Below are 26,276 nucleotides of genomic sequence, written 5' to 3' on the forward strand. Positions count from 1 at the left end.
GGGGAATGTCCACATGGTTTTTGAGGTCGGCGAGACAGTAGTTTACCCTCACCACGGTGCAGCAAAAATTGAAGAAATCAAGATGCGCACTGTCAAGGGCGAAGAGAAGATGTATCTCAAGCTCAAGGTGGCTCAGGGTGATCTGACCATTGAAGTTCCAGCAGAAAACGTTGACCTAGTTGGGGTCCGGGACGTAGTGGGCAAAGAAGGTCTGGAGCACGTATTTGAAGTGCTGCGGGCCGAGTTCACTGAAGAACCCACCAACTGGTCACGTCGATACAAGGCAAACCTGGAGAAGCTTGCTTCCGGTGACGTCATCAAAGTGGCAGAGGTCGTTCGTGACCTGTGGCGCCGCGATCACGACCGGGGTCTCTCCGCAGGGGAGAAGCGCATGCTGGCCAAGGCACGCCAGATTCTGATTTCAGAACTGGCGCTGGCCGAGAAGACCGACGAAGAGAAGGCTGCAAGCGTTCTCGACGAGGTTTTGGCTTCCTAAACAAGAGTTGAACAGAAAAGAACTAAACCCCGGTAGCCTAGCGGCTGCCGGGGTTTCTTGTGCCCGCCTGATAGCGCAGTGGGATGCCGCTCGCGCCGCGACGTAGTCTTGTGCGCATGGACTCTGCACCAAAAACCCCCGTCACCGCGGTCATCGTTGTGGCTGCCGGCTCCGGCCAGCGCCTGGGCTACGGGATGCCCAAAGCCAAGGTCCCGTTGGGCGGGGACAGCATCCTCACCCACGCCCTGCGGGGCGTCGCCGGATCCGGCATTGCGCAGCAGATTTGCGTCGCCATCCCGCCCGGCGACCCGGAGCTCCTCGCCCTCTGCGAGGCCTTCACCCGGGAGCTCAAGGCCGAGCGGCCGGACACGCCCGGTGACGGCGAAGCCGGAGATGTCCCGGTGGTGACAATTGTCGACGGCGGTGCCACCCGTGCCGAGTCGGTCCGCGCCGGGCTGGCAGCGCTCTTGCCGGCCACCGAAGCTGTCCTGGTGCACGACGCCGCCCGAGCACTGACGCCGGAAGCTGTTTTCCACCGGGTGTCCCGCGCCCTTACGGCCGGCGCGCTGGCCGTCATTCCCGTTATGCCCGTGGTGGACACGGTCAAAACCGTGCAGCCGACGTCCGGCGACGGCGCCGCGATCGCCCCGGAACTTGTCACCGGCACCGCTGCCCGGGAAACCCTGCGGGCGGTGCAGACCCCGCAGGGCTTTGAGCTTGCGACCCTGCGGCGCGCCCACGCGGCGGCAGCCGCCTTCGACGCCGGACAGACCGCGGCCGTCACCGATGACGCCATGCTGGTGGAACTGTTGGGCGTCCCGGTCCACGCGGTGCGCGGCGCCAGCCAATCGCTGAAGATCACCACCCCGCTGGACCTGATCATCGCCGAGGGGCTACTGGAAGGCCCGCTGGGCGTCCGCTGGGTGGAAGGCTGAGCATGTCCGGAACGCAGAAACCGCCGTTGCCCCTCATCCCGCGGACCGGAATCGGCATCGACGTCCACGCCTACGCCCCAGCGGACGCACCCCAGCCGCTCTGGCTTGGCGGCCTGTTCTGGGACCGGGAACGGGGACTGTCCGGCCACTCGGACGGCGACCCCGTCGCCCACGCTGCCGCCGACGCCCTGTTCTCTGCCTGCGGTATCGGTGACCTGGGCACCCATTTCGGTACCGACCGCCCGGAGTACGCCGGCGCCTCAGGGGTGACCCTGCTGGCCGAGGCTGCCCGGATCGTCCGCGCCGCAGGTTTCGAAATCGGCAACATCGCCGTGCAGTTCGTCGCCAACAGGCCCAAGTTCGGCCCCCGCCGGGAGGAATCCCAACGGGTTCTCAGCAAAGCAGCAGGCGCGCCGGTCAGCGTCTCGGCAACCACAAGCGACGGACTTGGATTTACCGGCCGCGGCGAAGGGATTTCAGCCATGGCGACCGCCCTCGTTTACCCTGCCAAGCCCGCGCCCCAGGAATCGGTCGCCTAGGCTTGACGGAAGATCCCTTCCCGCAAGACCAGGAGACCTCCCGTGAAAAAGCTGCTGCCCGCCGTCGTCGTTCTGGCCGGACTGCTGCTGACCGGCTGCACCGCGACACCGAAGATGGGACTCCCGGAGAGCTGCGCGTTCCTCAACAAGGACACCTTCGTCCCCACCGGCAACCAGCAGCAAAAGGCTGAGCAGATCTCCAAGCACTACCAGGAGGTCGCGGACAAGGTGGCGTCCGAGGTGGCCGACCCAATCCAGAAGATGGCGGACATCATGACGGCGGTGGCGGGCACCTCGCTCGGGGCCACGAGCGCCGAGCAGACCAAGCAGTTGACGGAACAGAACAACAGGATCGGCGAGTACTGCAAGTAGTCGCCCGGGGTGCTCCGCACGCCGGGGCTTGGATCCCCATCGGCTAATCTGGAGCGGTGACCCTGCGCTTCTATGACACTGCATCCGCCGAAGTCCGTGACTTCGTCCCCCTGGTTCCGGGCAAAGTGAGCCTCTACTACTGCGGCGCCACGGTGCAGGGCATGCCGCACGTCGGCCACATCCGCTCTGCCATCGCCTTTGACCAGCTCACCCGCTGGCTGCAGTACCGTGGCTTCCGCGTTACCGCGGTCCGCAACGTCACCGACATCGACGACAAGATTCTGGCCAAGTCGGCGGATTCGTTCGCCCCTGACTTTGAGGACGAACCGGGCGCCGTCCGGAATGAGGAATGGTGGGCACTGGCCTACCGTTACGAGCAGGAATTCCTCAAGGCCTATGACACCCTTGGCGTCGCCCGCCCCACGTACGAACCTCGGGCCACCGGCCACATCCCGGAAATGCATGCACTGATCGCCCGATTGATCGACCGCGGCCACGCCTACCCGGCCCTGGATAACTCCGGGGATGTCTACTTCGATGTCCGCTCCTGGCCCAAGTACGGCTCCCTGACGCGGCAGAACATCGATGACATGCAGGGCGCGGCCGACGCCGACCAGCGCGGGAAAAAGGACGCCCGCGACTTCGCGCTCTGGAAGGGCCACAAAGACGGGGAACCGACGACGGCGCGCTGGGACTCGCCGTGGGGCACCGGCCGGCCCGGCTGGCACCTGGAATGCTCCGCGATGGCGGGCAAGTACCTCGGAAACGGGTTCGACATCCACGGCGGCGGGCTGGACCTGCGCTTCCCGCACCATGAAAACGAGATGGCCCAGTCCCAGGCCGCCGGCCACGGCTTCGCGAACTTCTGGATGCACAACGGCATGGTCACCTACGCCGGCGAGAAAATGTCCAAGTCCATCGGCAACACCATCAGCCCCGCCGAAATGCTGGATTTGGCCCCGGCACGGGTTGTCCGCTATTACCTCGGGCAGGCGCAGTACCGCTCCGTGCTGGATTACCAGCCAACGTCGCTGCAGGAAGCCGCAGCCGCCGTCGAGCGCATCGACGGGTTCATCAGCCGCGCCGTCCGGGCCCTCGCCGACGGCGGAAGCTACGGCTTCGCCACCTACGGGAAAGTACCCGAAGCCTTCGAACGCGCCATGGACGATGACCTCAACGTGCCCCAGGCCCTCGCCGTCCTGCACGAGACCGTTCGGGCCGGCAACACCGCCCTGACCGCCGGCCGGCCCGACGAGGCCCGGCAGGCGCTGGACAGTGTCACGGATATGCTGCGTGTCCTTGGTCTCCATAACACCGCGCGGCCCGCTGTGGACGAGGAAGGCAACGAGGCCCTCGCCGTGCTGGTCGAGGCACAGCTCGCGGCCAGGGCGCAGGCCCGCGGCAGCAAGGACTGGGCCGCCTCCGACGCCATCCGCGATACCCTCTCCGCCGCCGGCGTTGTGGTCGAGGACGGCCCGGACGGCGCCAGCTGGAGCCTCAAGCGCGGCTGATGCCCGGACGGCGGGTGGCCTCCGGCCAGGCGGAATGCCGGCCCCGGATCTCCCTGCCGGTCGAGGATTTAACTCGAGTCAGTAGACTGGAGTTCAGACTTGTCAACTAATCGCGTATTTAAAGGGTGAAACTCATGGCCAATAACGGTCGCCGCTCGGTCAAAATGAAGAAGGGCCCCACTGTCGGAACCGGCGGTCACGGCCGCAAGGCACTTGAAGGCAAGGGGCCCACCCCCAAGGCCGAGGACCGCCCCTACCACAAAGCGCACAAGAACAAGCAGCTTGCTGACCGGTCCGCGGCCAAACGACCGGGAGCTCCGCGCAACGCCGGCGCCCGCTCCGGCCCCAAGGGCCGTGCCACTGAAGAAGTCGTCACCGGACGCAACTCGGTTGTGGAGGCGCTGCGCGCCGGGATCCCGGCCAAGGCCCTGCACGTGGCAATCCGCATCGAGATGGATGACCGCGTCAAGGAGTCCCTCAAGCTCGCTGCTGAGCGCGGCATCCCGCTGCTCGAAACCGGCAAGCCCGAGCTGGACCGAATGACCGACGACGCCATCCACCAGGGCCTTGTCCTGCAGATCCCGCCCTATGAATACCAGGACGCCTACGAGCTTGCCGAGGAGACTCTCGGAAGCTGGAAGAAGGGCCACGTAGCCAACGCGCCGCTTTTCGTCGCGCTCGACGGCATCACCGACCCCCGTAACCTCGGCGCGATCATCCGCTCGGTTTCGGCTTTCAGCGGCCACGGCGTCATCGTTCCCGAGCGCCGCTCCGTCGGCGTCACGGCCTCGGCTTGGAAGACCAGCGCCGGTGCCGCCGTCCGCGTTCCCGTTGCACGTGCGGCCAACCTGAACAACACACTGAAGGCCTTCAAGAGCATGGGCATTTATGTTCTCGGGCTCGACGGCGACGGCGACGTCTCACTCCCGGACCTCGCCCTGGCCACGGAGCCGGTCTGCATAGTCGTTGGTTCCGAGGGCAAGGGCCTCAGCCGCCTGGTCCGCGAAAACTGCGACCAGATCGTTTCCATCCCGATTGACTCGGCGATGGAATCGCTCAACGCCTCCATGGCGGTCGGCATCTCCCTCTATGAGATCTCCCGTCAGCGGGCCGCTAAGTAACGACCGCTCGTTGCTGCGGCTCTGACGCTCTCTCACGTTTGGCGCGGCTTTTGGGGACGCTCTCTCACGTTTGGCGCGGCTTTTGGGGACGCTCTCTCACGTTTGGCGACGCTTTTGGGGACGCTCTCTCCCCTTTGGTGCGGGAGCGTTTCCTGATGAGTCGCGAAAGGTGCGGGAGCGTTTCCTGATGAGTCGCGAAAGGTGCGGGAGCGTTTCCTGATGAGTCGCGAAAGGTGCGGGAGCGTCGGTTCTCCCACCGCTGTCCGCGGCAGGGACCCAAAATCCCCGGCCAAGCCTAGAACCTGTGGCGGTTGGCGAGCACCGGGAGTTTGGCCCGGGCGTCCTTGACAACGCCGGGATCCAGCTCGGTGAACAACAGGCCGGGTGCGGCGTCGAGCTCGGCCAGGATGTTTCCGAAGGGGGACACCACAACCGAGTGCCCGACGCCGGTGGGCGCCGCGCCCTTGGGCTCGATGCCCTGGCTGGCCGGGTCGCCCTGGCCGCAGGCGAGGACCAGGGTGGTGGAATCCAGCGCGCGGGCACGGGCCAGGAGCTTCCATTGCTCGGCCTTGCCGGGGCCGGATCCCCAGGAAGCGCAGACGATGTTCACGTCGGCGCCGCGGTCCGCATTCTCGGTGAACAGATCCGGGAAACGGAGGTCATAGCAGGTGGTCAGGCCGAAGGTCATGCCTTCGAATTCGAAAGTGACCGGTTCGTCCCCGGCGTCGACGGTGTCTGATTCCGCGAAGCCGAAGGCATCGAAGAGGTGGATCTTGTCGTAGCTGGCTTCGATTCCCCGGCCGGTGACCAAGAGCGTGTTGCGTACCTTGGCGCCGTCGTCGGCAGCCCCCGGCGTGAACATCCCTGCGATGATAAGGATCTCCTGTTCGTCCGCAATGGCGCGCACTCGTGTTGCCCACGGGCCGTCCAGCGGCTCGGCGATGTCCAACAGCGAGTTGCCGAAGGCACGCATCGTGGCCTCGGGAAACACAACGAGTTCGGCGCCGCCGGCCTTGGCCCGAATGGAGTAGTCCTCCACGAGGGCCAGATTTTCGGCAAGGTCGCGTCCGGTAATGATTTGAGCAAGTGCAATTCGCACTGTTACCTCCGATTGGGAGCCTGTCCCAGTATGGAACGCTGCTATTCCGTAGACTTCATATCGTCAGGAAATCAGAAACCGGGGCTAGTCGACTGGCCCCGCTAAACTTTGAGCAATGGTAATGACCTACGTAGATACAGCTTCCACCGTAGACGCTTCGCGTGCGTTTCCGCTGGGAATCAGTGTTCCGAGCACCGGTTCACCGGCCGCGGACGACCCCCGGGGGGCCGTCGCGAATGTGGCTGTCTACGCGCCCGGCGTGGCCACTCTGGAGATCTGCTACCAGGCGCCAGGCGGTACCTGGCAGCTAAAAACGCTGCCAAATCTGACCGACGGTGTGCACCACGGCATCGTCGAAGGCATTCCGGTCGGTTCCCGGTACGGTTTCCGGGCCACGCCGGACCACGAGGCGCTGCCGCTGCCCATGCCTGCCGCGGATTTCGACGCCGACGGCGTGCAGCCCCTGCTGCTGGACCCTTACGGCCGTGCCGTGGACGAGCGCGAGGACTTCATCACCAGCGTCCGGATGGACAGCGCTTTCGATTGGGGTGATAACCGCGGCCCCAGGGTGCCGTGGCGCAACACCATCATTTACGAGGCGCATGTCCGCGGCCAGACCAAGCTGCACCCAGACATCCCCGAAGAGCTCCAGGGCACCTACGCGGGGCTGGCACACCCGGCCATGATCGAACACCTGATCGCGCTGGGAATCACCGCGGTCCAGCTCCTCCCGGTGCATTTCCACGTGGACGAACCGCACCTGCAGAACCTTGGTATGACGAACTACTGGGGCTACAACACGGCTGCTTTCTTCGCCCCGCATCCCCGCTACGCCACACAGGCCGCGCAGGCCGCCGGCGCGCAGGCCGTCCAGGATGAGTTCAAGGGCATGGTGAAGCTGCTTCATGGCGCCGGACTGGAGGTCATCCTCGATGTCGTCTATAACCACACTGCCGAGGGCGGCCGGGACGGACGGACCCTCAGCTTCCGCGGGCTGGGCGAGATGACTTACTACCGCAACGACGGCAACGGCAAGTACGTGGACACCACCGGCTGCGGCAACAGCCTGAACTTCGGCGAGCCACGGGTTGTCCAGCTGGTCCTGGACTCCTTGCGTTACTGGGTGACAGAGTTCCACATCGACGGGTTCCGGTTCGACCTTGCGGTGACGCTGGCGCGCAATGCCGCCAACGAATTCGATCCCCGGCATCCTTTCCTGGTTGCGATCGGCGCCGACCCGGTGCTGTCCGCCACCAAGCTCATCGCGGAGCCGTGGGACGTCGGCTACGGGGGCTGGCAGACCGGCCGCTTCCCGGCCGGCTGGGTGGACTGGAATGATCACTTCCGCGATGCCGTCCGCAGCTTTTGGCTCGCCGACCGTGCCGCGATCGACGCCGGCGGGCAAGGCAGCCCCGTGGCCAGCCTCGCGGACGCGCTTTCCGGCTCCGCGAGCCTGTTCGAGCCCTCCGGCCGGTCCCGGCTCGCTTCGGTCAACCTCGTCACGGCCCACGACGGTTTCACCCTCGCCGACCTTGTCGCCTACGACCGCAAGCACAACGAGGCCAACGGCGAGCAGAACCGCGACGGCCACGGCGATAACCGCAGCTACAACCACGGCTTCGAGGGACCCACGGAGGACGAGGACATCCTGGCCAAGCGTGCCCAGTCCAGCCGCAACCTGATGGCCTCGCTGATGATCTCCCAGGGCGTGCCCATGATCACCGCCGGCGACGAGGTGGGCCGCACCCAGCAGGGCAACAACAACGCCTACTGCCAGGACAACCCCATCACGTGGATCGATTGGACCAGCAATCCCGAGTCACACTCGATGCTGCGGACCACCAAGCGTGTCATTCGGCTCCGCAAGGAATTCCTGGCCGGCCAGCCGCACGATTACCCGACGCGGGAAAAGCAGTCGTACTTCCATTGGTTCGACGAGCACGGCGAGCCCATGGCCGGGGACCGCTGGCAGGACCCCGGACACCGGGTTGTTCAGCTCCTGCTTGGCTCCGACGACGGTCACGTTGACGGGCTTGTGGTGGTCAACGGCGGCGCCCGGGACGTCAAAGTCACGCTGCCGCTGCTCAGCAATGAGGACGGGACCGGTAACAGGCTCTTTGAATTGCGCCTGACCACCTCCGAGCTCCACGACCGGCGCCAGGGCGTCCGGGTCGCTTCCGGCGAACGGGACGTTGTCCAGGCCAATTCCATCAACATCTACCGCACTTAGTCCGGCGCCGGATCCAGACCAAAGGAAATCACAAATGAAGGCCCAGCGGCTGACAGCCCTGCTTGCCGTGCTGGTGGGACTGGCGGTGCTGGCCTTCGTCCTGGCAGGGGTCCCGCAGACCGGCGACGCTCCGCCCGGGGCCGCCACAACGGCCACCGAAACGGCCACCGAACCGGCCGCCGGGAACGCCACAATGGCCGCCGGGGCCGCCACAACGGCCGCGGGGCCCGCCGTTACCAACCCGTCCGGGCTGCCGGAAGTGAAGGTCGCCGAACTTCCGGCCGAGGCACGTCAGACGCTGTCGCTGATCGCCAGCGGCGGTCCGTATCCGTACGCCAGGGACAACATCGCATTCGGCAACTTCGAACGTATCCTTCCCCGGAAACCCGCCGGCTACTACAAGGAATACACTGTCGGGACGCCGGGCGAATCCGACCGCGGTGCCCGCCGGATCGTGGCCGGTAGGGACGGCGAAAAATACTACACGCCGGACCATTACAACTCGTTCACATTCATCAGCGAAAGCAAGTAGGGAACCGTGAAGATTTACTCCGCAGACACTTGGACCATCGAGGAACTGCAGGCATTGGTAGCCGACGCCGGACGCCGCGCCGTGCTGATTCCCGCCGCCGACACCAAAAGGGCCGTCCTTGAGTCGTTCGCGGCGACGCTGGACTTCCCGGCGGACTACGGAGTGAACCTGGACGCGCTCAACGACTCGCTGCACGAGTTCGCCGATGCCGTCGCCGACGACGCCCAGCGACCCGTCAGCTTCATTTGGGAAGTGCCGGCCGCCTTCCGCGCGGACCGATCCTTCGGAGTCATCTGTGAGATCCTGCAGGACGCCGAAAGCTACGCCGGAAAGAGCCTGGCCGTCATCGCCGTCTTCCGGTAACCGCCAAGGAACTGCGGCAGGAGGACGGCGACGCCGCTCGCAGGGATCAGGCGTTGACGATCAGGCCCAGTTCGGCCCTGGACGCCAGCGCCGAGTGCTTCGGGAGCACACGAACGGTGTAACCAAAGGACCCGGACCGGTCGATCACCAAGGTGCCGCTGAAGAGGTGACGGCCCCTGCCAAGATCTTCGACCGCCTTGAGTTCGGCCACCGTGACGTCGGCCAGCTCGTCGCTGTCCTCGGCCTTGCCGTAGGCCACCTCGACGGACACATCATCCGGTGTCAGCTCGTGCAGGGCCACGTAGGCGTTAACTTGGAGAATATCGCCGATCTGCGGGTCTTCCGAGACGCCCACCGAGTCAACGTGCTCTACCTGGATCTGCGGCCAGGCGGCCCGGACCCGGGAAACCCAGGCCGCAAGGGCCTTGGCCTCTGCGAAATTGTCTGCCACTGCCCGGCGGCCCGCAACGGCAGCCGGCCGGTACAGGACATTGACGTAGTCCCGGAGCATCCGGTCCGCGGAAACAGCGGGGCCCAGATGGGACATCGTGTGTTTGATCATCGAGACCCAATGCGTGGGAACAGCCTGCGGGCCGGACACTGAGGGTCCTGCGGCCCCCGCACCGTCGGCCACCGTGAGTCCGTAGAAACGGGGTGCCACCTGCGTCTCCAGCAGCTCGTACAAGGCCGCCGCTTCGATGTCGTCGCGTTCCTCGGGGGACGCGTCATTGTTGGCGGTCGGAATCGCCCAGCCGTTCTCGCCGTCGTACATCTCGTCCCACCAACCGTCCAGGACGGAGAGGTTCAGCGAGCCGTTCAAGGCAGCCTTCATCCCGGAGGTGCCGCATGCCTCGAGCGGACGCAACGGGTTGTTCAGCCAGACGTCGCACCCCGGAAACAGGGTCCGGGCCATGGCGATGTCGTAGTTGGGCAGGAACGCGATCCGGTGCCGCACCGCCGGGTCGTCGGTGAACCGGACGAGGTCCTGGATCATCTTCTTTCCCGCGTCGTCGGCCGGGTGCGACTTGCCGGCAATGACCAGCTGGATCGGATGCGTTTTGTGCAGCAGCAGGGCCTTGAGCCGTTCGGGCTCGCGCAGCATCAGGGTGAGCCGCTTATAAGTGGGCACCCGCCGGGCGAAGCCGATGGTCAGAATGTCCGGGTCCAGCACGGAGTCCGTCCACGCCAGCTCGGCGTCGGCCGCCCCGCGCTTCTTCCAGGCCGCACGCAGCCGCCGCCGGACATCCTCGACAAGGGACACCCGCATTTCGCGGCGAAGGGCCCAGACGTCCTCGTCACTGACGTTGTAGGCGAGGTCCCAGCGGCCCTGCGTTTCCGCGTCGGGGCCGAACTGTTCGCGTGCCAGTTCTGAGACCCTCGGGTCCACCCACGTGGGTACGTGCACACCATTGGTGACCGAGGTGATGGGCACCTCGGAGTGGTCGAATCCGGGCCACAGGGCGGCGAACATCCCGCGGGACACCACGCCGTGCAGCTTGGCCACGCCGTTGGCACGCTGGGCCAGCCGCAGGCCCATGACGGCCATGTTGAACACGAACGGATTGCCGTCGCTGTAATCCTCGCGGCCGAGGTTCAGGATCTTGGCCATCGGTACGTCGGGAGCCAGCCCGGCTTCGAAGAAGTGCTGGATCTGCGAGATTTCGAAGCGGTCAATGCCAGCCGGGACCGGGGTGTGGGTGGTGAAGACCGTTGACGCGCGGCCGGCAGCGAGCGCCTCTTCCCAGCTAAGCGGTTGTTCCGCGGACATCATTTCCTGGATCCGCTCCACGCCCAGGAACCCGGCATGGCCCTCGTTGGTGTGGAACACCTCCGGTGCGGGGCTGCCGGAGAGCTTCTGGTAGGCGCGGAGCGCCTTGACCCCGCCCATGCCGAGCAGGAGTTCCTGCTGGAGGCGGTGGTCGCCGCCGCCGCCGTAGAGGCGGTCGGTGATGCCGCGGGCGGCGTCGTCGTTGCCCGGAACGTTGGAATCCAGCAGCAGCAGCGGGACACGTCCGACGTCGGCACGCCAGACATGTGCCAGCAGCCGGCGGCCGTCGGGGAGCGGGAGGGAAATCTGAAGCGGCTTGCCGTTGCCGTCCGTGGAGGCCTCCCGCAGCAGCGTCAAAGGCAGCCCGTCCGGATCCAGCACCGGATACGTTTCCTGCTGCCAAGCGTCGCGGGAAAGTGACTGCTTGAAATAGCCGGCCTGGTAGAGCAGGCCGACGCCGATCAACGGCACGCCAAGGTCCGAGGCCGCCTTCAGGTGGTCGCCGGCGAGGATGCCGAGGCCGCCGGAGTACTGCGGCAGCACTTCGGTGATGCCGAATTCAGGGGAGAAGTAGGCGATGCACGCTGGCGCACCGTCGCCGAGGCTCTGGTACCAGCGGGGCTGCTCAAGGTACCGGTCGAGGTCTTCCGCCGCAGCATGGACCCGGCGCACCACGTCCTGGTCAGCGGCGAGCCGCTGCAGCTCTTCCCTGCTGACCAGACCGAGGAAAGTCACCGGATCGTGCCCGCTCTCGGCCCAAATCTTGGAGTTCAAGCCCTCGAACAGCGCCCGCGTAGGGCGGTGCCAGGACCAGCGCAAGTTGGTTGCCAGCCGGGCCAGCGGGCGGATCGACTCGGGGAGTACGGTACGGACGGTAAATCTGCGGATTGCCTTCACCTGCGAAACACTAACGGACAAGTCGGAAGCCCGGAACCGGTTTAAGTTTCTTTTGCGTAAATGACGGACAAGGTTCCGGAAAACCTCCCGAAAAAAGTGCGCTGCCTTAGCAATCTGGCCGATTTGTCGATAACGTCGACGCTGTGACGACAAATTCGCGAACGAGTGCCGTGTCCAAGCAAAAGCCGAAGGCCCTGATCACGGAGGGCCTTCGCTTTGGCCGTTTTCCAATCACCGCCGTACAGCCGGTGGTCGACGGCGGGAACTTCCCTGCCAAAGCCATTGTGGGGGAAACCCTGGTGGTAGGTGCCACTGCCTTCCGCGAAGGCCACGACCAGCTCGGCGTCAGCGCCGTCCTGGTCGATCCCCGCGGGAAGGAGCGCCAGCGGGTGCGTCTCGCCCGCCCCCGCGGCCCCCGCGGCCAAGGAACCGACCGCTGGGAAGGTCTCCTGACCCCACCCTCCACCGGCGCCTGGTCCTTTGTGATCGAAGCCTGGCATGACCGCTACGGCACATGGCACCACAACGCCGAGGTCAAGGTGGAAGCCGGCATCGACGTGGAGCTTATGCTGGCCGAGGGCGCTGCGCTGCTCGCCGAAGCGTCCGAGGACTCGTCCCGCCCGTCCGCGGACCGGCGGACGTTCCGGATGGCCGTCGTCGGACTTAACGACCCGAGCAAGACCGCCGAGGAACGCCTCGCCGCCGGGTTCAGCCCGGAGGTTTTCGCCGTCATCGAACGCCAGCCGATCCGTGAGCAGATCACCGTCTCCCAGCGCTACCCCTTGCTGGTGGAGCGCGAACTTGCCGGCCGCGGCGCCTGGTACGAGTTTTTCCCCCGCTCAGAGGGTGCTGTCCGCAACCACGAAACCGGTGAGTGGACCTCCGGGAACTTCCGCACCGCGGCGGCCCGACTCGACGCCGTTGCGGATATGGGCTTCGACGTCATCTACATGCCGCCCATCCACCCGATCGGGGTCCAACACCGCAAGGGCCCGAACAACACGTTGCTGGCAGGACCCCATGATCCCGGGTCGCCCTGGGCCATCGGGGCCGCGGAGGGCGGCCACGACGCCATCCACCCCGAGCTGGGCACGTTTGCGGACTTCGACGCTTTTGTGGCCCGCGCCGGCGAACTGGGCCTGGAGGTGGCCTTGGACTTGGCGTTGCAGGCCGCACCGGACCACCCCTGGGTTGCCAGCAACCCGGAGTGGTTCACCACCCGCGTTGATGGCAGCATCGCCTACGCCGAGAACCCGCCGAAGAAGTACCAGGATATTTTTCCGCTGAACTTCGACAACGATCCGGCCGGGCTCTCCAACGAGATCCTGCGGATCGTTTTCCTCTGGATCAGCCACGGCGTCAAGATCTTCCGGGTCGATAACCCGCACACCAAACCGGTGTGGTTCTGGGAATGGCTGATCGGCAAGGTCAACAAGAAGCACCCGGACGTGGTGTTCCTCGCCGAAGCGTTCACCCGCCCTGCGATGATGCACGCGCTGGGGCGGGCCGGCTTCCAGCAGTCCTACTCGTACTTCACCTGGCGCAACACCAAGGAGGAGCTGGAGGAATACTTCCAGGAGGTCAGCCACGAATCCCCGGCCTACTTCCGGCCGAACTTCTTCGTCAACACCCCGGACATCCTGACCGAGTTCCTGCAGTACGGCGGTCCGCCTGCCTTCAAGATCAGGGCTGCCCTGGCCGCTACCGCGAGCCCGATCTGGGGCGTTTACGCCGGATTCGAGCTCTACGAGCACGTGGCCCGGCCCGGCGCCGAGGAGTACATCGACAACGAGAAGTTCGAGTACAAGGCACGCGACTGGGATGCCATGGCGGACTCGGGCCGGACGCTGGCTCCCTACCTGAGCCGGCTCAATGAGATCCGCCGCGCCCACCCCGCCCTGGGCGACCTGCAGAATCTGACCGTGCACCAGAGCACCGACAACGCCACTGTTGTCTACTCGAAGCACAAGACGCTCCCCGACGGCAGTAAAGACACCCTGATCATCGTTGTCAACGTGGATCCGCACGGGATCCGGGAGAGTACCGTGACGCTGGATCTGGCGGCGCTGGAGCTCCATCCGGACGATCTGGCGCACACCGGCCGCTTTTTGGTCGACGATCTGGTGACCGGCGAGAGCTGGGAATGGGGCGAGTACAACTATGTCCGGTTGGACGCCCATGTTGAACCCGCCCACATTCTCAGCATCCGGAGGTCAAACGCGTGAGCTTCAGCCCAACGAACCCAGGCCAGCACTTCAGCCCGAAGGGGAACTTCGAACTGAATGCCCCCGGCCTCCAGCACGATCCGCACTGGTACCGCAAAGCAGTCTTCTACGAAGTGCTGGTCCGGGGCTTCGCCGACGGGAACGGTGACGGTTCCGGCGACTTCCATGGTCTTATCGAGAAGCTGGACTACCTGCAGTGGCTCGGCGTCGACTGCCTGTGGTTGCCGCCCTTCTTCCAGTCCCCGCTCCGCGACGGCGGCTACGATATCTCGGACTACAACTCCGTGCTTGATGAATTCGGCACCATCAGCGACTTTAAGCGCCTTGTCGCGGAAGCCCATGCCCGCGGCGTGCGCGTGATCATCGACCTCCCGCTGAACCACACTTCCGACCAGCACCCGTGGTTCCAGGAATCGCGAAAGGATCCGGACGGTCCCTTCGGCGACTTCTATGTCTGGAGCGATACGGACGAGAAGTACGAAGACGCCCGCATCATCTTTGTGGACACCGAGGAATCGAACTGGACATTCGACCCGATCCGACGGCAGTTCTTCTGGCACCGCTTCTTCAGCCACCAGCCGGACCTCAACTTCGAAAACCCCAAAGTCATCGACGCCCTGTTCGACGTTGTGCGGTTCTGGCTGGACCAGGGCATTGACGGCTTCCGCGCAGACGCCATCCCGTATCTCTTCGAAGAAGAGGGCACCAATTGCGAGAACCTGCCGCAGACCCACGAATTCCTGCGCACCTTGCGCAAAATGGTCGATGAAAGCTACCCCGGCCGGGTGATCATCGCCGAGGCCAACCAGCCGCCGGCCGAAGTGGTCGAGTACTTCGGTACGGAAGAGGAACCGGAATGCCACATGGCGTTCCACTTCCCGATCATGCCGCGGCTGTACTACGCACTCCGGGACCAGAAGGCTGCCCCCATCATCGAGACGATGAAGGAAACCCCAAACATTCCCGAAGGCGCGCAGTGGGGCACCTTCCTGCGCAATCACGACGAGCTGACCCTGGAAATGGTCACCGCCGATGAACGTGCCGCCATGCTCGGCTGGTACGCCCCTGACCCGCGGATGCGAGCCAACATTGGCATCCGGCGGCGGTTGGCACCGCTGCTGGACAATTCCCGCTCCGAGATCGAGCTCATCAACGCCCTGCTGCTGTCCCTGCCGGGAAGCCCGTTCCTGTATTACGGTGACGAGATCGGGATGGGCGACAACATCTGGCTCGAGGACCGCGACGCCGTCCGCACGCCCATGCAATGGAACCCGGACCGCAACGCCGGTTTCTCCAGCGCGGACCCCGGGAAGCTGTACCTGCCGGTGATCCAGTCACTGGTGTACAACTACAGCATGGCCAACGTCGAGGCCGAAGCTGCGCACTCCGGGTCGCTGCTGCGCTGGACGCGCCAGATCCTCAGCGTCCGGAAGAACCACCCCGCATTCGGGCTGGGCACCTTTGAACATGTCGAAGCGGACCACGACGTCGTCCTCGCCTACCTGCGTGAGCTCCCGGAAGGCAACTCCGCAGGTGAGGACAGCGAAACCATCCTGTGCGCCTTTAACCTCTCCCAGCACCCGGTGGCCACCACGCTGCGGGTCCCCAGGTTCGCCGGCCGCGGCCTCCGGGACGTGTTTGGCGGCCAAGCGTTCCCGGCGATCTCCGAGGACGGAACCCTGACGCTCACCCTGGGCAGCCACGACTTCTTCTGGCTGCGGATCCGATCGGCGGCCTCCAACCCGGCGTCGCCGTACACCCAGGCCATGCCGATCCTGTCCATCGAGGGTTGAGATGACCCGGCCCACTTTTACGCCCGCACTGAGCGGACTGCTTGGCGACTGGCTTCCGCGCCAGCGCTGGTTCCCCGTGAAAAGCCCGGCTTTCAGCTTCGAACCCGCGGGGGGACTGAACCTCGCCGGTCCGGGCGACGGGACCGGCGAGGCCGGACTCCAAGTGCTGATGCTGGCCGTGGACTATCAGACTCCGGACGGCTCCCGCACCGACGTCGTCCAGGTCCCGCTCAGTATCCGGACTGCGCCGCTGGCCGGAGCCGAGGCAGCGCTGATCGGGCAGATTTCGGGCTCCGGCCTCGCCGACGGCGCTGCCGGTGCCAGCGTTGACCGGTGGGTTTACGACGGCGTTCACGACCCGGCGTTCATTTCCGCCTGGCTGGAGCTAATGCGCGACCGCGGCACCACCGCGGCCGGGAACGCCACCGGCCACCTCGTGGACTCCGGTTACCGCCTGCCCAGGGCTAACGGCTTCGTCAAAGTGCTCTCCGGAGAGCAATCCAACACTTCCGTAGTCGTCGACGACGGCGAATCGGCCGCGATCCTGAAGTTCTTCCGGGTGCTCTCCGAGGGCCAGAACCCGGAAGTGGAAATCGGCGCCGCCCTGACCGCAGGACGCGCCGCCGAAGTCCCGGCCACCCTCGGCTGGGTGAGCGGGGAATGGGCGCGGCCTTCCGGGCGGCCGGGAGCCGGGCCGGCGCTCGGCGAACTGGCCGTGGCACACGAGTTCCTTGCCGGCGGGCTCGATGCCTGGCGGCTTGCCGTCGACGCAGCGGCCGGCGGCCGGGACTTCAGCGCCGAGGCGCACGCGCTTGGCGCCGCCACCGCCGCGGTCCACCGGCGGTTGGCCGAGGCGCTCGGCGTCGCTGTCGAATCCGGGCCCGGACGCGACATAGCGCCAGGCGTCGCCGAGCGGGTGCGTCAATCCTGGGCGCAGGCCGGTCCCGCCGTCGGCCCCTACGATGATGCGCTGGACCGGCTGTTGGGGTTCCTCGAAGGCAGCAGCGCCGGGGCCCTGCAACGGATCCACGGCGATCTCCACCTGGGCCAGATCCTGCACGTTCCGGGCGATGGAAGCCGGGCACCGCGCTGGACCATCCTTGATTTCGAGGGTGAGCCGCTCCGGCCGATTTCCGAACGCAATTTCCCGGACGTCCCGCTACGCGACGTTGTGGGCATGCTGCGCTCCTTCGATTACGCCGCCGGCGCGGCAGTCCGCGAGCACCCGGACGCCAACGTCCCGGGAGGCTGGGTCGACGACTGCGCCGAGGCTTTCCTGGCCGGCTACGCGGAAGTCATCCCGGGCGGCATCGACCGGGACTCGCCTCTTTTCGTGGCGCTTTGGCTCGACAAAGCCCTCTACGAAGTCATCTACGAACTACGTAACAGGCCGGACTGGCTCTCCATTCCGGTTCACGCATCACGTCGTCTCCTCGGCAGTACAGGCTCCGGCGTCCCTGCCGAAGCCGCAGCGGAAGGTACCAACATGACAGGTTCAGCACGTATCGATCGTCCCGGAAGTCCACTGCCGGTGGACGCGGACACCCTGGCAAGGGTGGCCGCCGGCGAGCACCACGCGCCGCACTCGGTCCTCGGCGCGCACCTCGACGACCACGGACACGTCACCATCCGCACGGTCAAGCATCTTGCCGAAGCCGTCTCCATTGTGACCCCGGCCGGCACCTTCCCGATGACGCACGAGTCGGGCGGAATCTGGGTTGCCGTGCTGGAGCCGCAGGAGCCCGGCCACGTGCCCGACTACCGGCTGGAAGTGACCTATCCGGGCCAGGCTCAGCAGCCGGCTGACGACCCCTACCGGTTTTTGCCCACGGTCGGCGAAATCGACCTGCACCTGATCGGTGAAGGACGGCACGAGCGCCTCTGGGACGTGCTCGGCGCGCATGTCCAGCACTACAAGTCCGTTCTCGGGGATGTCGACGGCGTGTCCTTCGCCGTGTGGGCGCCCAACGCCCAGGCGGTCCGGGTCAAGGGCGACTTCAATGGCTGGGACGGCCGGCAGCACTCGATGCGCTCGCTTGGCTCCTCCGGAGTCTGGGAAGTCTTTATCCCAGGCGTTGTAGCAGGGGCGTGCTACAAGTTCGAGATCCGAACCAAGCAAGGGTACTGGCTGGAGAAGGCGGATCCGATGGCCTTCGGCACGGAGGTTCCGCCGCTGACGGCGTCGCGTGTGGTCGAGCCCTCCTACGCCTTCAAGGACGCGGAGTGGATGAAGGCCCGAGCCGGGCGGGATCCGCACAATTCGCCCATGAGTGTCTACGAGGTGCACCTCGGATCCTGGCGGGTTGGACTCGGCTACCGGGAGTTGGCCAAGGAACTCGTCGAATACGTCAAGTGGCTCGGCTTCACCCATGTGGAGTTTATGCCGGTGGCAGAACACCCCTTCGGCGGATCCTGGGGCTACCAGGTCACGTCCTACTTTGCTCCGACGTCGCGGTTCGGCCATCCCGATGAATTCCGCCACCTCGTGGACGAACTGCACCAGGCCGGCATCGGCGTTCTGCTGGACTGGGTACCGGCGCACTTCCCCAAGGATGAATGGGCCCTGGCACGGTTCGACGGCGAGGCGCTGTACGAACATGCCGACCCGAACCTCGGCGAACACCCCGACTGGGGAACACTCATTTTCGACTTCGGCCGCAGCGAAGTCCGCAACTTCCTGGTCGCGAACGCGCTTTATTGGCTCGATGAATTCCACATTGACGGCCTCCGCGTGGACGCCGTGGCCTCCATGCTCTACCTGGACTACTCCCGTGAGGAGGGGCAGTGGAAACCGAACCGGTTCGGCGGGCGGGAGAACCTTGAGGCAATGTCCTTCCTGCAGGAGGTCAACGCCACGGTCTACAAAACGCATCCCGGTGCCGTTATGATCGCCGAAGAATCCACCGCGTTCCCCGGCGTAACGGCGCCGACAAGCCAGGGCGGGCTGGGCTTCGGCATCAAATGGAACATGGGCTGGATGCACGACACGCTCAAGTACATGGCTGAGGATCCCTTCAACCGCCGGTGGCACCACGGCACCATCACCTTTTCGCTGGTCTATGCGTACACGGAAAACTTCCTGCTGCCGATCAGCCATGACGAAGTGGTCCACGGCAAGGGTTCGATGCTGCGTAAGATGCCGGGGGATCGCTGGCAGCAGTTGGCGAACCTGCGTGCTTTCCTTGGCTACCAGTGGGCGCATCCGGGCAAGCAGCTGATCTTTATGGGAACGGAATTCGGCCAGGAAGCGGAATGGTCTGAACAGCACGGGTTGGACTGGTGGCTGGCTGAAAGTCCGGGGCATCAGGGTGTCCAGCGCCTGACCAAGGACCTTAACGAGCTCTACAGCTCGACGCCGGCGCTCTACGAACAGGACAACGACCCCGCCGGCTTCCAGTGGATCAACGGCGGGGATGCCAACCGCAACGTCCTGACCTTCCTTCGCCGCGACGCCGCGGGCAACCCAGTTGCCTGCGCGTTCAACTTCTCGGGCTCCCCGCATGAGGATTTCCAGCTCGGTGTCCCCATGGCGGGGGAGTGGCGCGAAGTGCTGAACACCGATGCCGACGCCTACGGCGGGTCCGGTGTGCTGAATGAAGGCACCCTCACTGCCACCGCGGTGGACATCGACGGCCAGCCGGCAGGCCTGACCGTGACGCTGCCTCCCCTGGGTGCCGCCTTCTTCAAGCCTGTGAGCTGACAGGCACGCCGGACACGCACTGGAGAAGCTTCGGCAAAAAGCCCGGAATCCTCATGATTCCGGGCTTTTTGCTGCCCTGTAGGTAGTGGCCTGCGGCCGCCTTTGGCACCAGTGAAAAGTGGTGGTAGAGTTGTTTTCCGCGCTGCTCCCCGGAGTTGATCCGCCACCAAGACCCAGATGCTTCACGGTAAAACTGAGTCGGACTGGCGATTTGACAAGGGTGAAGTGGCCCGGTAAGTTTGAAAAGTTGCTCCGGAGCGATCCATGGCTGTTTTGGTTGTGGTGGTGCCGGGTGTGTCTGTTGTTTGAGAACTCAATAGTGTGCCAAGTTTGTTGATACCAATTTATTGTATTGAATTGGTTGAATTGATCAGGTCCGCCACCCCGTGGTGTGGTCTGGTTTTTACAGCTGGTTTCAAATTTTGTGCAGCTGATGCGTCCCGTTTTCCCGGGGGTGTTGGTTGTGTCTGTTTTACTTCAACGGAGAGTTTGATCCTGGCTCAGGATGAACGCTGGCGGCGTGCTTAACACATGCAAGTCGAACGATGATCCCAGCTTGCTGGGGGATTAGTGGCGAACGGGTGAGTAACACGTGAGTAACCTGCCCTTAACTCTGGGATAAGCCTGGGAAACTGGGTCTAATACCGGATATGACTCCTCATCGCATGGTGGGGGGTGGAAAGCTTTATTGTGGTTTTGGATGGACTCGCGGCCTATCAGCTTGTTGGTGAGGTAATGGCTCACCAAGGCGACGACGGGTAGCCGGCCTGAGAGGGTGACCGGCCACACTGGGACTGAGACACGGCCCAGACTCCTACGGGAGGCAGCAGTGGGGAATATTGCACAATGGGCGAAAGCCTGATGCAGCGACGCCGCGTGAGGGATGACGGCCTTCGGGTTGTAAACCTCTTTCAGTAGGGAAGAAGCGAAAGTGACGGTACCTGCAGAAGAAGCGCCGGCTAACTACGTGCCAGCAGCCGCGGTAATACGTAGGGCGCAAGCGTTATCCGGAATTATTGGGCGTAAAGAGCTCGTAGGCGGTTTGTCGCGTCTGCCGTGAAAGTCCGGGGCTCAACTCCGGATCTGCGGTGGGTACGGGCAGACTAGAGTGATGTAGGGGAGACTGGAATTCCTGGTGTAGCGGTGAAATGCGCAGATATCAGGAGGAACACCGATGGCGAAGGCAGGTCTCTGGGCATTAACTGACGCTGAGGAGCGAAAGCATGGGGAGCGAACAGGATTAGATACCCTGGTAGTCCATGCCGTAAACGTTGGGCACTAGGTGTGGGGGACATTCCACGTTTTCCGCGCCGTAGCTAACGCATTAAGTGCCCCGCCTGGGGAGTACGGCCGCAAGGCTAAAACTCAAAGGAATTGACGGGGGCCCGCACAAGCGGCGGAGCATGCGGATTAATTCGATGCAACGCGAAGAACCTTACCAAGGCTTGACATGAACCGGTAATACCTGGAAACAGGTGCCCCGCTTGCGGTCGGTTTACAGGTGGTGCATGGTTGTCGTCAGCTCGTGTCGTGAGATGTTGGGTTAAGTCCCGCAACGAGCGCAACCCTCGTTCTATGTTGCCAGCGCGTGATGGCGGGGACTCATAGGAGACTGCCGGGGTCAACTCGGAGGAAGGTGGGGACGACGTCAAATCATCATGCCCCTTATGTCTTGGGCTTCACGCATGCTACAATGGCCGGTACAAAGGGTTGCGATACTGTGAGGTGGAGCTAATCCCAAAAAGCCGGTCTCAGTTCGGATTGGGGTCTGCAACTCGACCCCATGAAGTCGGAGTCGCTAGTAATCGCAGATCAGCAACGCTGCGGTGAATACGTTCCCGGGCCTTGTACACACCGCCCGTCAAGTCACGAAAGTTGGTAACACCCGAAGCCGGTGGCCTAACCCCTTGTGGGAGGGAGCTGTCGAAGGTGGGACTGGCGATTGGGACTAAGTCGTAACAAGGTAGCCGTACCGGAAGGTGCGGCTGGATCACCTCCTTTCTAAGGAGCACCTACAGTCACCTTGCCTCATGTATGTGAGTGTGGAGGGGTTGTCAGGAGTACGCCCGTTGCGCAGACGCTAGTTCTGCGGCGGGTGCTCACGGGTGGAATATCAACAAGTAGCGGCCGCTGGTTTTTCCTGCGGCACTTAGTACGGTTCTGCACTTGTGTGGTTCCTGGAACGGTGTGCGGGGGGTGCTGGTGGTTTAGTGTTTGGCACACTGTTGGGTCCTGAGGCAACAGGGGCCGGGTTCCGCGGTTTTGGCTGTGGTGTCCGGTGCTGGTGTTTCTGGTTGTTCCTGGCTGCATCGATCGCACGGTTTGGTCCCTTTGTGGGGGTTGCGTGTGGGGTGTGTGGTACGGGGTTGTTGTTTGAGAACTACATAGTGGACGCGAGCATCTTTTATAAGAAGCAATTTCCAAGAATATGAACCTGGATCTGACCTGGGCGCCTTTGGGTGTGTGGGTTGGTTTTCGTGGTTCTCTCGAAAATTAGCGTTTTTGATCTTTTGTGGTCAAGTTTTTAAGAGCACACGGTGGATGCCTTGGCATTAGGAGCCGAAGAAGGACGTAGGAATCTGCGATAAGCCTGGGGGAGTCGATAACCGGACTGTGATCCCAGGGTGTCCGAATGGGGAAACCCCGCCAGGGGCGCGAGTTGCCTGGTGACCCGCATCTGAACACATAGGGTGCGTGGAGGGAACGCGGGGAAGTGAAACATCTCAGTACCCGCAGGAAGAGAAAACAATAGTGATTCCGTCAGTAGTGGCGAGCGAACGCGGATCAGGCTAAACCGTTCCATGTGTGATAGCCGGCGGGCGTTGCATGGTCGGGGTTGTGGGACTTCCCATTCTGTCTCTGCCGGGACAGTGGGGTGTGTAGTGCAGGCATAGGTGAACGGTCTTGAAAGGCCGGCCAGAGAGGGTGTGAGCCCCGTAACCGAAATGTTGTGCACCGCCCGGGGAGTATCCCAAGTAGCACGGGGCCCGAGAAATCCCGTGTGAATCTGTCAGGACCACCTGATAAGCCTAAATACTCCCTAATGACCGATAGCGGACCAGTACCGTGAGGGAAAGGTGAAAAGTACCCCGGGAGGGGAGTGAAACAGTACCTGAAACCGTGTGCTTACAATCCGTCGGAGCCAGTCTGATTCTGGTGACGGCGTGCCTTTTGAAGAATGAGCCTGCGAGTTAGTGTTACGTCGCGAGGTTAACCCGTGTGGGGAAGCCGTAGCGAAAGCGAGTCTGAATAGGGCGTTGCAGTGGCGTGATCTAGACCCGAAGCGAAGTGATCTACCCATGGCCAGGTTGAAGCGACGGTAAGACGTCGTGGAGGACCGAACCCACTTCAGTTGAAAATGGAGGGGATGAGCTGTGGGTAGGGGTGAAAGGCCAATCAAACTTCGTGATAGCTGGTTCTCCCCGAAATGCATTTAGGTGCAGCGTTGCGTGTTTCTTACCGGAGGTAGAGCTACTGGATGGCTAATGGGCCCTACAAGGTTACTGACGTCAGCCAAACTCCGAATGCCGGTAAGTGAGAGCGCAGCAGTGAGACTGTGGGGGATAAGCTTCATAGTCGAGAGGGAAACAGCCCAGACCACCAACTAAGGCCCCTAAGCGTGTGCTAAGTGGGAAAGGATGTGGAGTTGCGAAGACAACCAGGAGGTTGGCTTAGAAGCAGCCATCCTTAAAAGAGTGCGTAATAGCTCACTGGTCAAGTGATTCCGCGCCGACAATGTAGCGGGGCTCAAGTACACCGCCGAAGTTGTGGATTTCAGATATTAGCTAAGCCGCCCCTTGTGGGTTGGTTCAGGCGTCTGGAGTGGTAGGGGAGCGTCGTGTGGGCAGTGAAGTCGCGGTGTAAACCAGCGGTGGAGCCTACACGAGTGAGAATGCAGGCATGAGTAGCGAAAGACGGGTGAGAAACCCGTCCGCCGAATGATCAAGGGTTCCAGGGTCAAGCTAATCTGCCCTGGGTAAGTCGGGACCTAAGGCGAGGCCGACAGGCGTAGTCGATGGACAACGGGTTGATATTCCCGTACCGGCGAAAAACCGTCCATGTTGAACAGGGGATACTAACTGCCCAATACCTGCCTGACACCCCTTGTGGGTGAAGGGTTTTGGTGGAGCGCGGGACCTGATCCTGGGAGGCAAGCGTATTAACAGGTGTGACGCAGGAAGGTAGCCGAGCCGGGCGATGGTTGTCCCGGTCTAAGGATGTAGGGCGAACGGTAGGCAAATCCGCCGTTCATGATGCCTGAGATCCGATGGGACTCCCGTAAGGGGGGATTCGGTGATCCTATGCTGCCTAGAAAAGCATCGACGCGAGGTTTTAGCCGCCCGTACCCCAAACCGACACAGGTGATCAGGTAGAGAATACTAAGGCGATCGAGAGAATTATGGTTAAGGAACTCGGCAAAATGCCCCCGTAACTTCGGGAGAAGGGGGGCCCCCATCGTGATGGACACAAGCTGTCCGGAGCGTGCAGGGGCCGCAGAGACCAGGGGGAAGCGACTGTTTACTAAAAACACAGGTCCGTGCGAAGTCGCAAGACGATGTATACGGACTGACTCCTGCCCGGTGCTGGAAGGTTAAGAGGACCGGTTAGCCGCAAGGCGAAGCTGAGAATTCAAGCCCCAGTAAACGGCGGTGGTAACTATAACCATCCTAAGGTAGCGAAATTCCTTGTCGGGTAAGTTCCGACCTGCACGAATGGAGTAACGACTTCCCCGCTGTCTCAACCATAAACTCGGCGAAATTGCAGTACGAGTAAAGATGCTCGTTACGCGCAGCAGGACGGAAAGACCCCGAGACCTTTACTATAGTTTGGTATTGGTGTTCGGAGTGGCTTGTGTAGGATAGGTGGGAGACGTTGAAGCCCGGACGCCAGTTCGGGTGGAGTCATCGTTGAAATACCACTCTGGTCACTTTGGACATCTAACTTCGGCCCGTAATCCGGGTCAGGGACAGTGCCTGATGGGTAGTTTAACTGGGGCGGTTGCCTCCTAAAAAGTAACGGAGGCGCCCAAAGGTTCCCTCAGCCTGGTTGGCAATCAGGTGTCGAGTGTAAGTGCACAAGGGAGCTTGACTGTGAGAGAGACATCTCGAGCAGGGACGAAAGTCGGGACTAGTGATCCGGCGGTACATTGTGGAATGGCCGTCGCTCAACGGATAAAAGGTACCTCGGGGATAACAGGCTGATCTTGCCCAAGAGTCCATATCGACGGCATGGTTTGGCACCTCGATGTCGGCTCGTCGCATCCTGGGGCTGGAGTAGGTCCCAAGGGTTGGGCTGTTCGCCCATTAAAGCGGTACGCGAGCTGGGTTTAGAACGTCGTGAGACAGTTCGGTCCCTATCCGCTGCGCGCGCAGGAAATTTGAGAAGGGCTGTCCTTAGTACGAGAGGACCGGGACGGACGAACCTCTGGTGTGTCAGTTGTACTGCCAAGTGCACCGCTGATTAGCTACGTTCGGATGGGATAACCGCTGAAAGCATCTAAGCGGGAAGCTCGCTTCGAGATGAGATTTCCATACACCTTGTGTGTGAGAGGCCCCCAGCCAGACCACTGGGTTGATAGGCCGGATGTGGAAGCGAGGACTAACGACTCGTGAAGCTGACCGGTACTAATAGGCCGATAACTTACACCACACACCACCTGGACAAACCAATCCTTCAAAAGAGGTTTGCCCATCAAGGGTGGTACAAAGATAACAAGACTGCTTGCGTCCACTATGTGGTTCCCAACCAACAAACCCGTTGCGTGAGGAACAAAAACACAACAACACAACAACACCACAGTTGTAACCACAGATTTCCCACCACCACGCCCAGGCGCGGAACGGTGCGGACACAAAGTTACGGCGGTCATAGCGTGGGGGAAACGCCCGGTCCCATTCCGAACCCGGAAGCTAAGACCCACAGCGCCGATGGTACTGCACCCGGGAGGGTGTGGGAGAGTAGGTCACCGCCGGAACATCATTACACGGTCGAGGACCCCCAACCACGTTGGGGGTCCTCCCGCATTTAACACCCCACCCAAAAACACCCCCACCCACACCGGGAACATTGGTGCCCGCAGGCCGGCCGGCAGGGGTCCGAGGGTAGAGTTGGTGCCCATGGATAACCTCTTCAGCCACGCCGCCGCGGACGCCACCGGGACCGCGGAGCAGGAAACGTCAGGCGGCTTCGATCCCGTCGTCTTTACCGTTATTGTCCCCGGCGCAGTCGCCCGAGCCTTTGTTGGTTTCACCGAGCACACGCACCTTTGGTGGCCGCTGGAAAACCACGGCGTATTTGGCGCTGGCTCCTATGTGGAGTTTGAGGAGAACCTCATCCTGGAGTCCGCTGACGACGGCAGGACGGCCGTCTGGGGTTCCATCGATGACTGGCAGCCACCCATGTCCTTCCACGCCAGCTGGCACCCCGGGTCATCGGCGGTTTGGTCAACGGAACTGCGAGTCGCGTTCCGGGCAGTGGAAGACGGAACGGAGGTTCGGCTCGTGCACGGCGGCTGGGAAGGAGCCGAGGACCCGGCCGCAACACGCTTGGATTGTGCAGCTGGTTGGCCTGAAGTCCTGGACCGGTTTGTGCGCTTTATGGGTGGCGCCGACGCTTGAGTAGCCGGGTTGCCTGACCCAACCGCTTGGTCATGGGCGACGTAGCCGGGCGGAACGCGGCAGCCGGGCCGAGGACCG

At 63.2% G+C, this 26,276-nt stretch carries 15 protein-coding genes and 3 rRNA genes; 16 read left to right on the plus strand and 2 right to left on the minus strand.

Translation table 11 applies throughout. The features are described from left to right. Positions 1 to 13: 13 nt before the first annotated feature. The 6 genes from QI450_RS01235 to rlmB all read left to right on the plus strand — a co-directional run bounded on the left by QI450_RS01235 (position 14) and on the right by rlmB (position 4,974). The gene (locus QI450_RS01235; RefSeq protein ID WP_024367191.1) at positions 14 to 496 is read left to right on the plus strand and encodes a CarD family transcriptional regulator; all 483 of its coding nucleotides are present in this window, start codon (positions 14 to 16) and stop codon (positions 494 to 496) included. Between the two features lie 116 nt (positions 497 to 612). Further along, complete coding sequence (gene ispD, locus QI450_RS01240; RefSeq protein WP_226773747.1) at positions 613 to 1,431, plus strand: 2-C-methyl-D-erythritol 4-phosphate cytidylyltransferase; 819 nt, start codon at positions 613 to 615, stop codon at positions 1,429 to 1,431. Positions 1,432 to 1,433: 2 nt separating this feature from the next. Continuing rightward, a complete protein-coding gene (ispF, locus tag QI450_RS01245; protein WP_226773748.1) occupies positions 1,434 to 1,970 on the plus strand; it encodes a 2-C-methyl-D-erythritol 2,4-cyclodiphosphate synthase in 537 nt (178 codons plus the stop codon). Between the two features lie 42 nt (positions 1,971 to 2,012). After that, positions 2,013 to 2,342 (plus strand): hypothetical protein, encoded by a 330-nt coding sequence (locus tag QI450_RS01250; RefSeq protein WP_226773749.1) that lies wholly within the window; start codon positions 2,013 to 2,015, stop codon positions 2,340 to 2,342. 56 nt (positions 2,343 to 2,398) lie between these two features. Beyond that, positions 2,399 to 3,853, plus strand: coding sequence for a cysteine--tRNA ligase (gene cysS / locus QI450_RS01255; RefSeq protein ID WP_226773750.1), 1,455 nt, complete (start codon positions 2,399 to 2,401; stop codon positions 3,851 to 3,853). A gap of 134 nt (positions 3,854 to 3,987) precedes the next feature. Further along, positions 3,988 to 4,974: a 23S rRNA (guanosine(2251)-2'-O)-methyltransferase RlmB gene (gene rlmB / locus QI450_RS01260; protein WP_226773751.1), complete on the plus strand. Its 987-nt coding sequence runs from the start codon at positions 3,988 to 3,990 to the stop codon at positions 4,972 to 4,974. 295 nt (positions 4,975 to 5,269) lie between these two features. Here the strand turns inward: rlmB and QI450_RS01265 are convergent, their stop codons facing one another. Further along, a complete protein-coding gene (locus tag QI450_RS01265; protein WP_226773752.1) occupies positions 5,270 to 6,073 on the minus strand; it encodes a carbon-nitrogen hydrolase family protein in 804 nt (267 codons plus the stop codon). 115 nt (positions 6,074 to 6,188) lie between these two features. Here QI450_RS01265 and glgX point away from each other — a divergent pair, with 115 nt between their 5' ends. Genes glgX through QI450_RS01280 form a run of 3 tightly spaced genes read left to right on the plus strand, consistent with a single transcriptional unit; the run spans position 6,189 to position 9,198 of the window. Continuing rightward, the gene (gene glgX / locus QI450_RS01270; RefSeq protein WP_226773753.1) at positions 6,189 to 8,303 is read left to right on the plus strand and encodes a glycogen debranching protein GlgX; all 2,115 of its coding nucleotides are present in this window, start codon (positions 6,189 to 6,191) and stop codon (positions 8,301 to 8,303) included. Between the two features lie 34 nt (positions 8,304 to 8,337). Then, positions 8,338 to 8,835, plus strand: a complete 498-nt coding sequence (locus tag QI450_RS01275) for a ribonuclease domain-containing protein (RefSeq protein ID WP_282468076.1) — start codon at positions 8,338 to 8,340, stop codon at positions 8,833 to 8,835. 6 nt (positions 8,836 to 8,841) lie between these two features. After that, on the plus strand, positions 8,842 to 9,198 hold the full coding sequence (locus QI450_RS01280) for a barstar family protein (protein WP_226773755.1): 357 nt from the start codon (positions 8,842 to 8,844) through the stop codon (positions 9,196 to 9,198). Between the two features lie 46 nt (positions 9,199 to 9,244). Here the strand turns inward: QI450_RS01280 and glgP are convergent, their stop codons facing one another. Further along, the gene (gene glgP / locus QI450_RS01285) at positions 9,245 to 11,863 is read right to left on the minus strand and encodes an alpha-glucan family phosphorylase (RefSeq protein WP_226773756.1); all 2,619 of its coding nucleotides are present in this window, start codon (positions 11,861 to 11,863) and stop codon (positions 9,245 to 9,247) included. Between the two features lie 143 nt (positions 11,864 to 12,006). Between glgP and QI450_RS01290 the strand changes: the two genes are divergently transcribed. The 7 genes from QI450_RS01290 (at position 12,007) to QI450_RS01320 (ending at position 26,198) form a co-directional block, all read left to right on the plus strand. Then, complete coding sequence (locus tag QI450_RS01290) at positions 12,007 to 14,088, plus strand: alpha-1,4-glucan--maltose-1-phosphate maltosyltransferase (protein WP_282468077.1); 2,082 nt, start codon at positions 12,007 to 12,009, stop codon at positions 14,086 to 14,088. Continuing rightward, the gene (gene treS / locus QI450_RS01295) at positions 14,085 to 15,881 is read left to right on the plus strand and encodes a maltose alpha-D-glucosyltransferase (RefSeq protein ID WP_226773758.1); all 1,797 of its coding nucleotides are present in this window, start codon (positions 14,085 to 14,087) and stop codon (positions 15,879 to 15,881) included. Before QI450_RS01290 ends, treS begins: the two co-directional genes overlap by 4 nt. Before the next feature lies 1 nt (position 15,882). Next, positions 15,883 to 19,581: a 1,4-alpha-glucan branching enzyme gene (locus QI450_RS01300; protein WP_226773759.1), complete on the plus strand. Its 3,699-nt coding sequence runs from the start codon at positions 15,883 to 15,885 to the stop codon at positions 19,579 to 19,581. 477 nt (positions 19,582 to 20,058) lie between these two features. After that, a 16S ribosomal RNA gene (locus tag QI450_RS01305) occupies positions 20,059 to 21,582 on the plus strand. Between the two features lie 513 nt (positions 21,583 to 22,095). Continuing rightward, positions 22,096 to 25,230: ribosomal RNA gene (locus QI450_RS01310) — 23S ribosomal RNA — on the plus strand. 208 nt (positions 25,231 to 25,438) lie between these two features. Further along, positions 25,439 to 25,555 (plus strand): 5S ribosomal RNA (rrf, locus tag QI450_RS01315). The 16S, 23S and 5S rRNA genes sit together here, the layout of an rRNA operon. A gap of 142 nt (positions 25,556 to 25,697) precedes the next feature. After that, complete coding sequence (locus tag QI450_RS01320) at positions 25,698 to 26,198, plus strand: SRPBCC domain-containing protein (protein WP_226775902.1); 501 nt, start codon at positions 25,698 to 25,700, stop codon at positions 26,196 to 26,198. Positions 26,199 to 26,276: the final 78 nt, after the last annotated feature.

Source organism: Arthrobacter sp. EM1 (assembly GCF_029964055.1).
Taxonomy (GTDB): Bacteria; Actinomycetota; Actinomycetes; order Actinomycetales; family Micrococcaceae; genus Arthrobacter.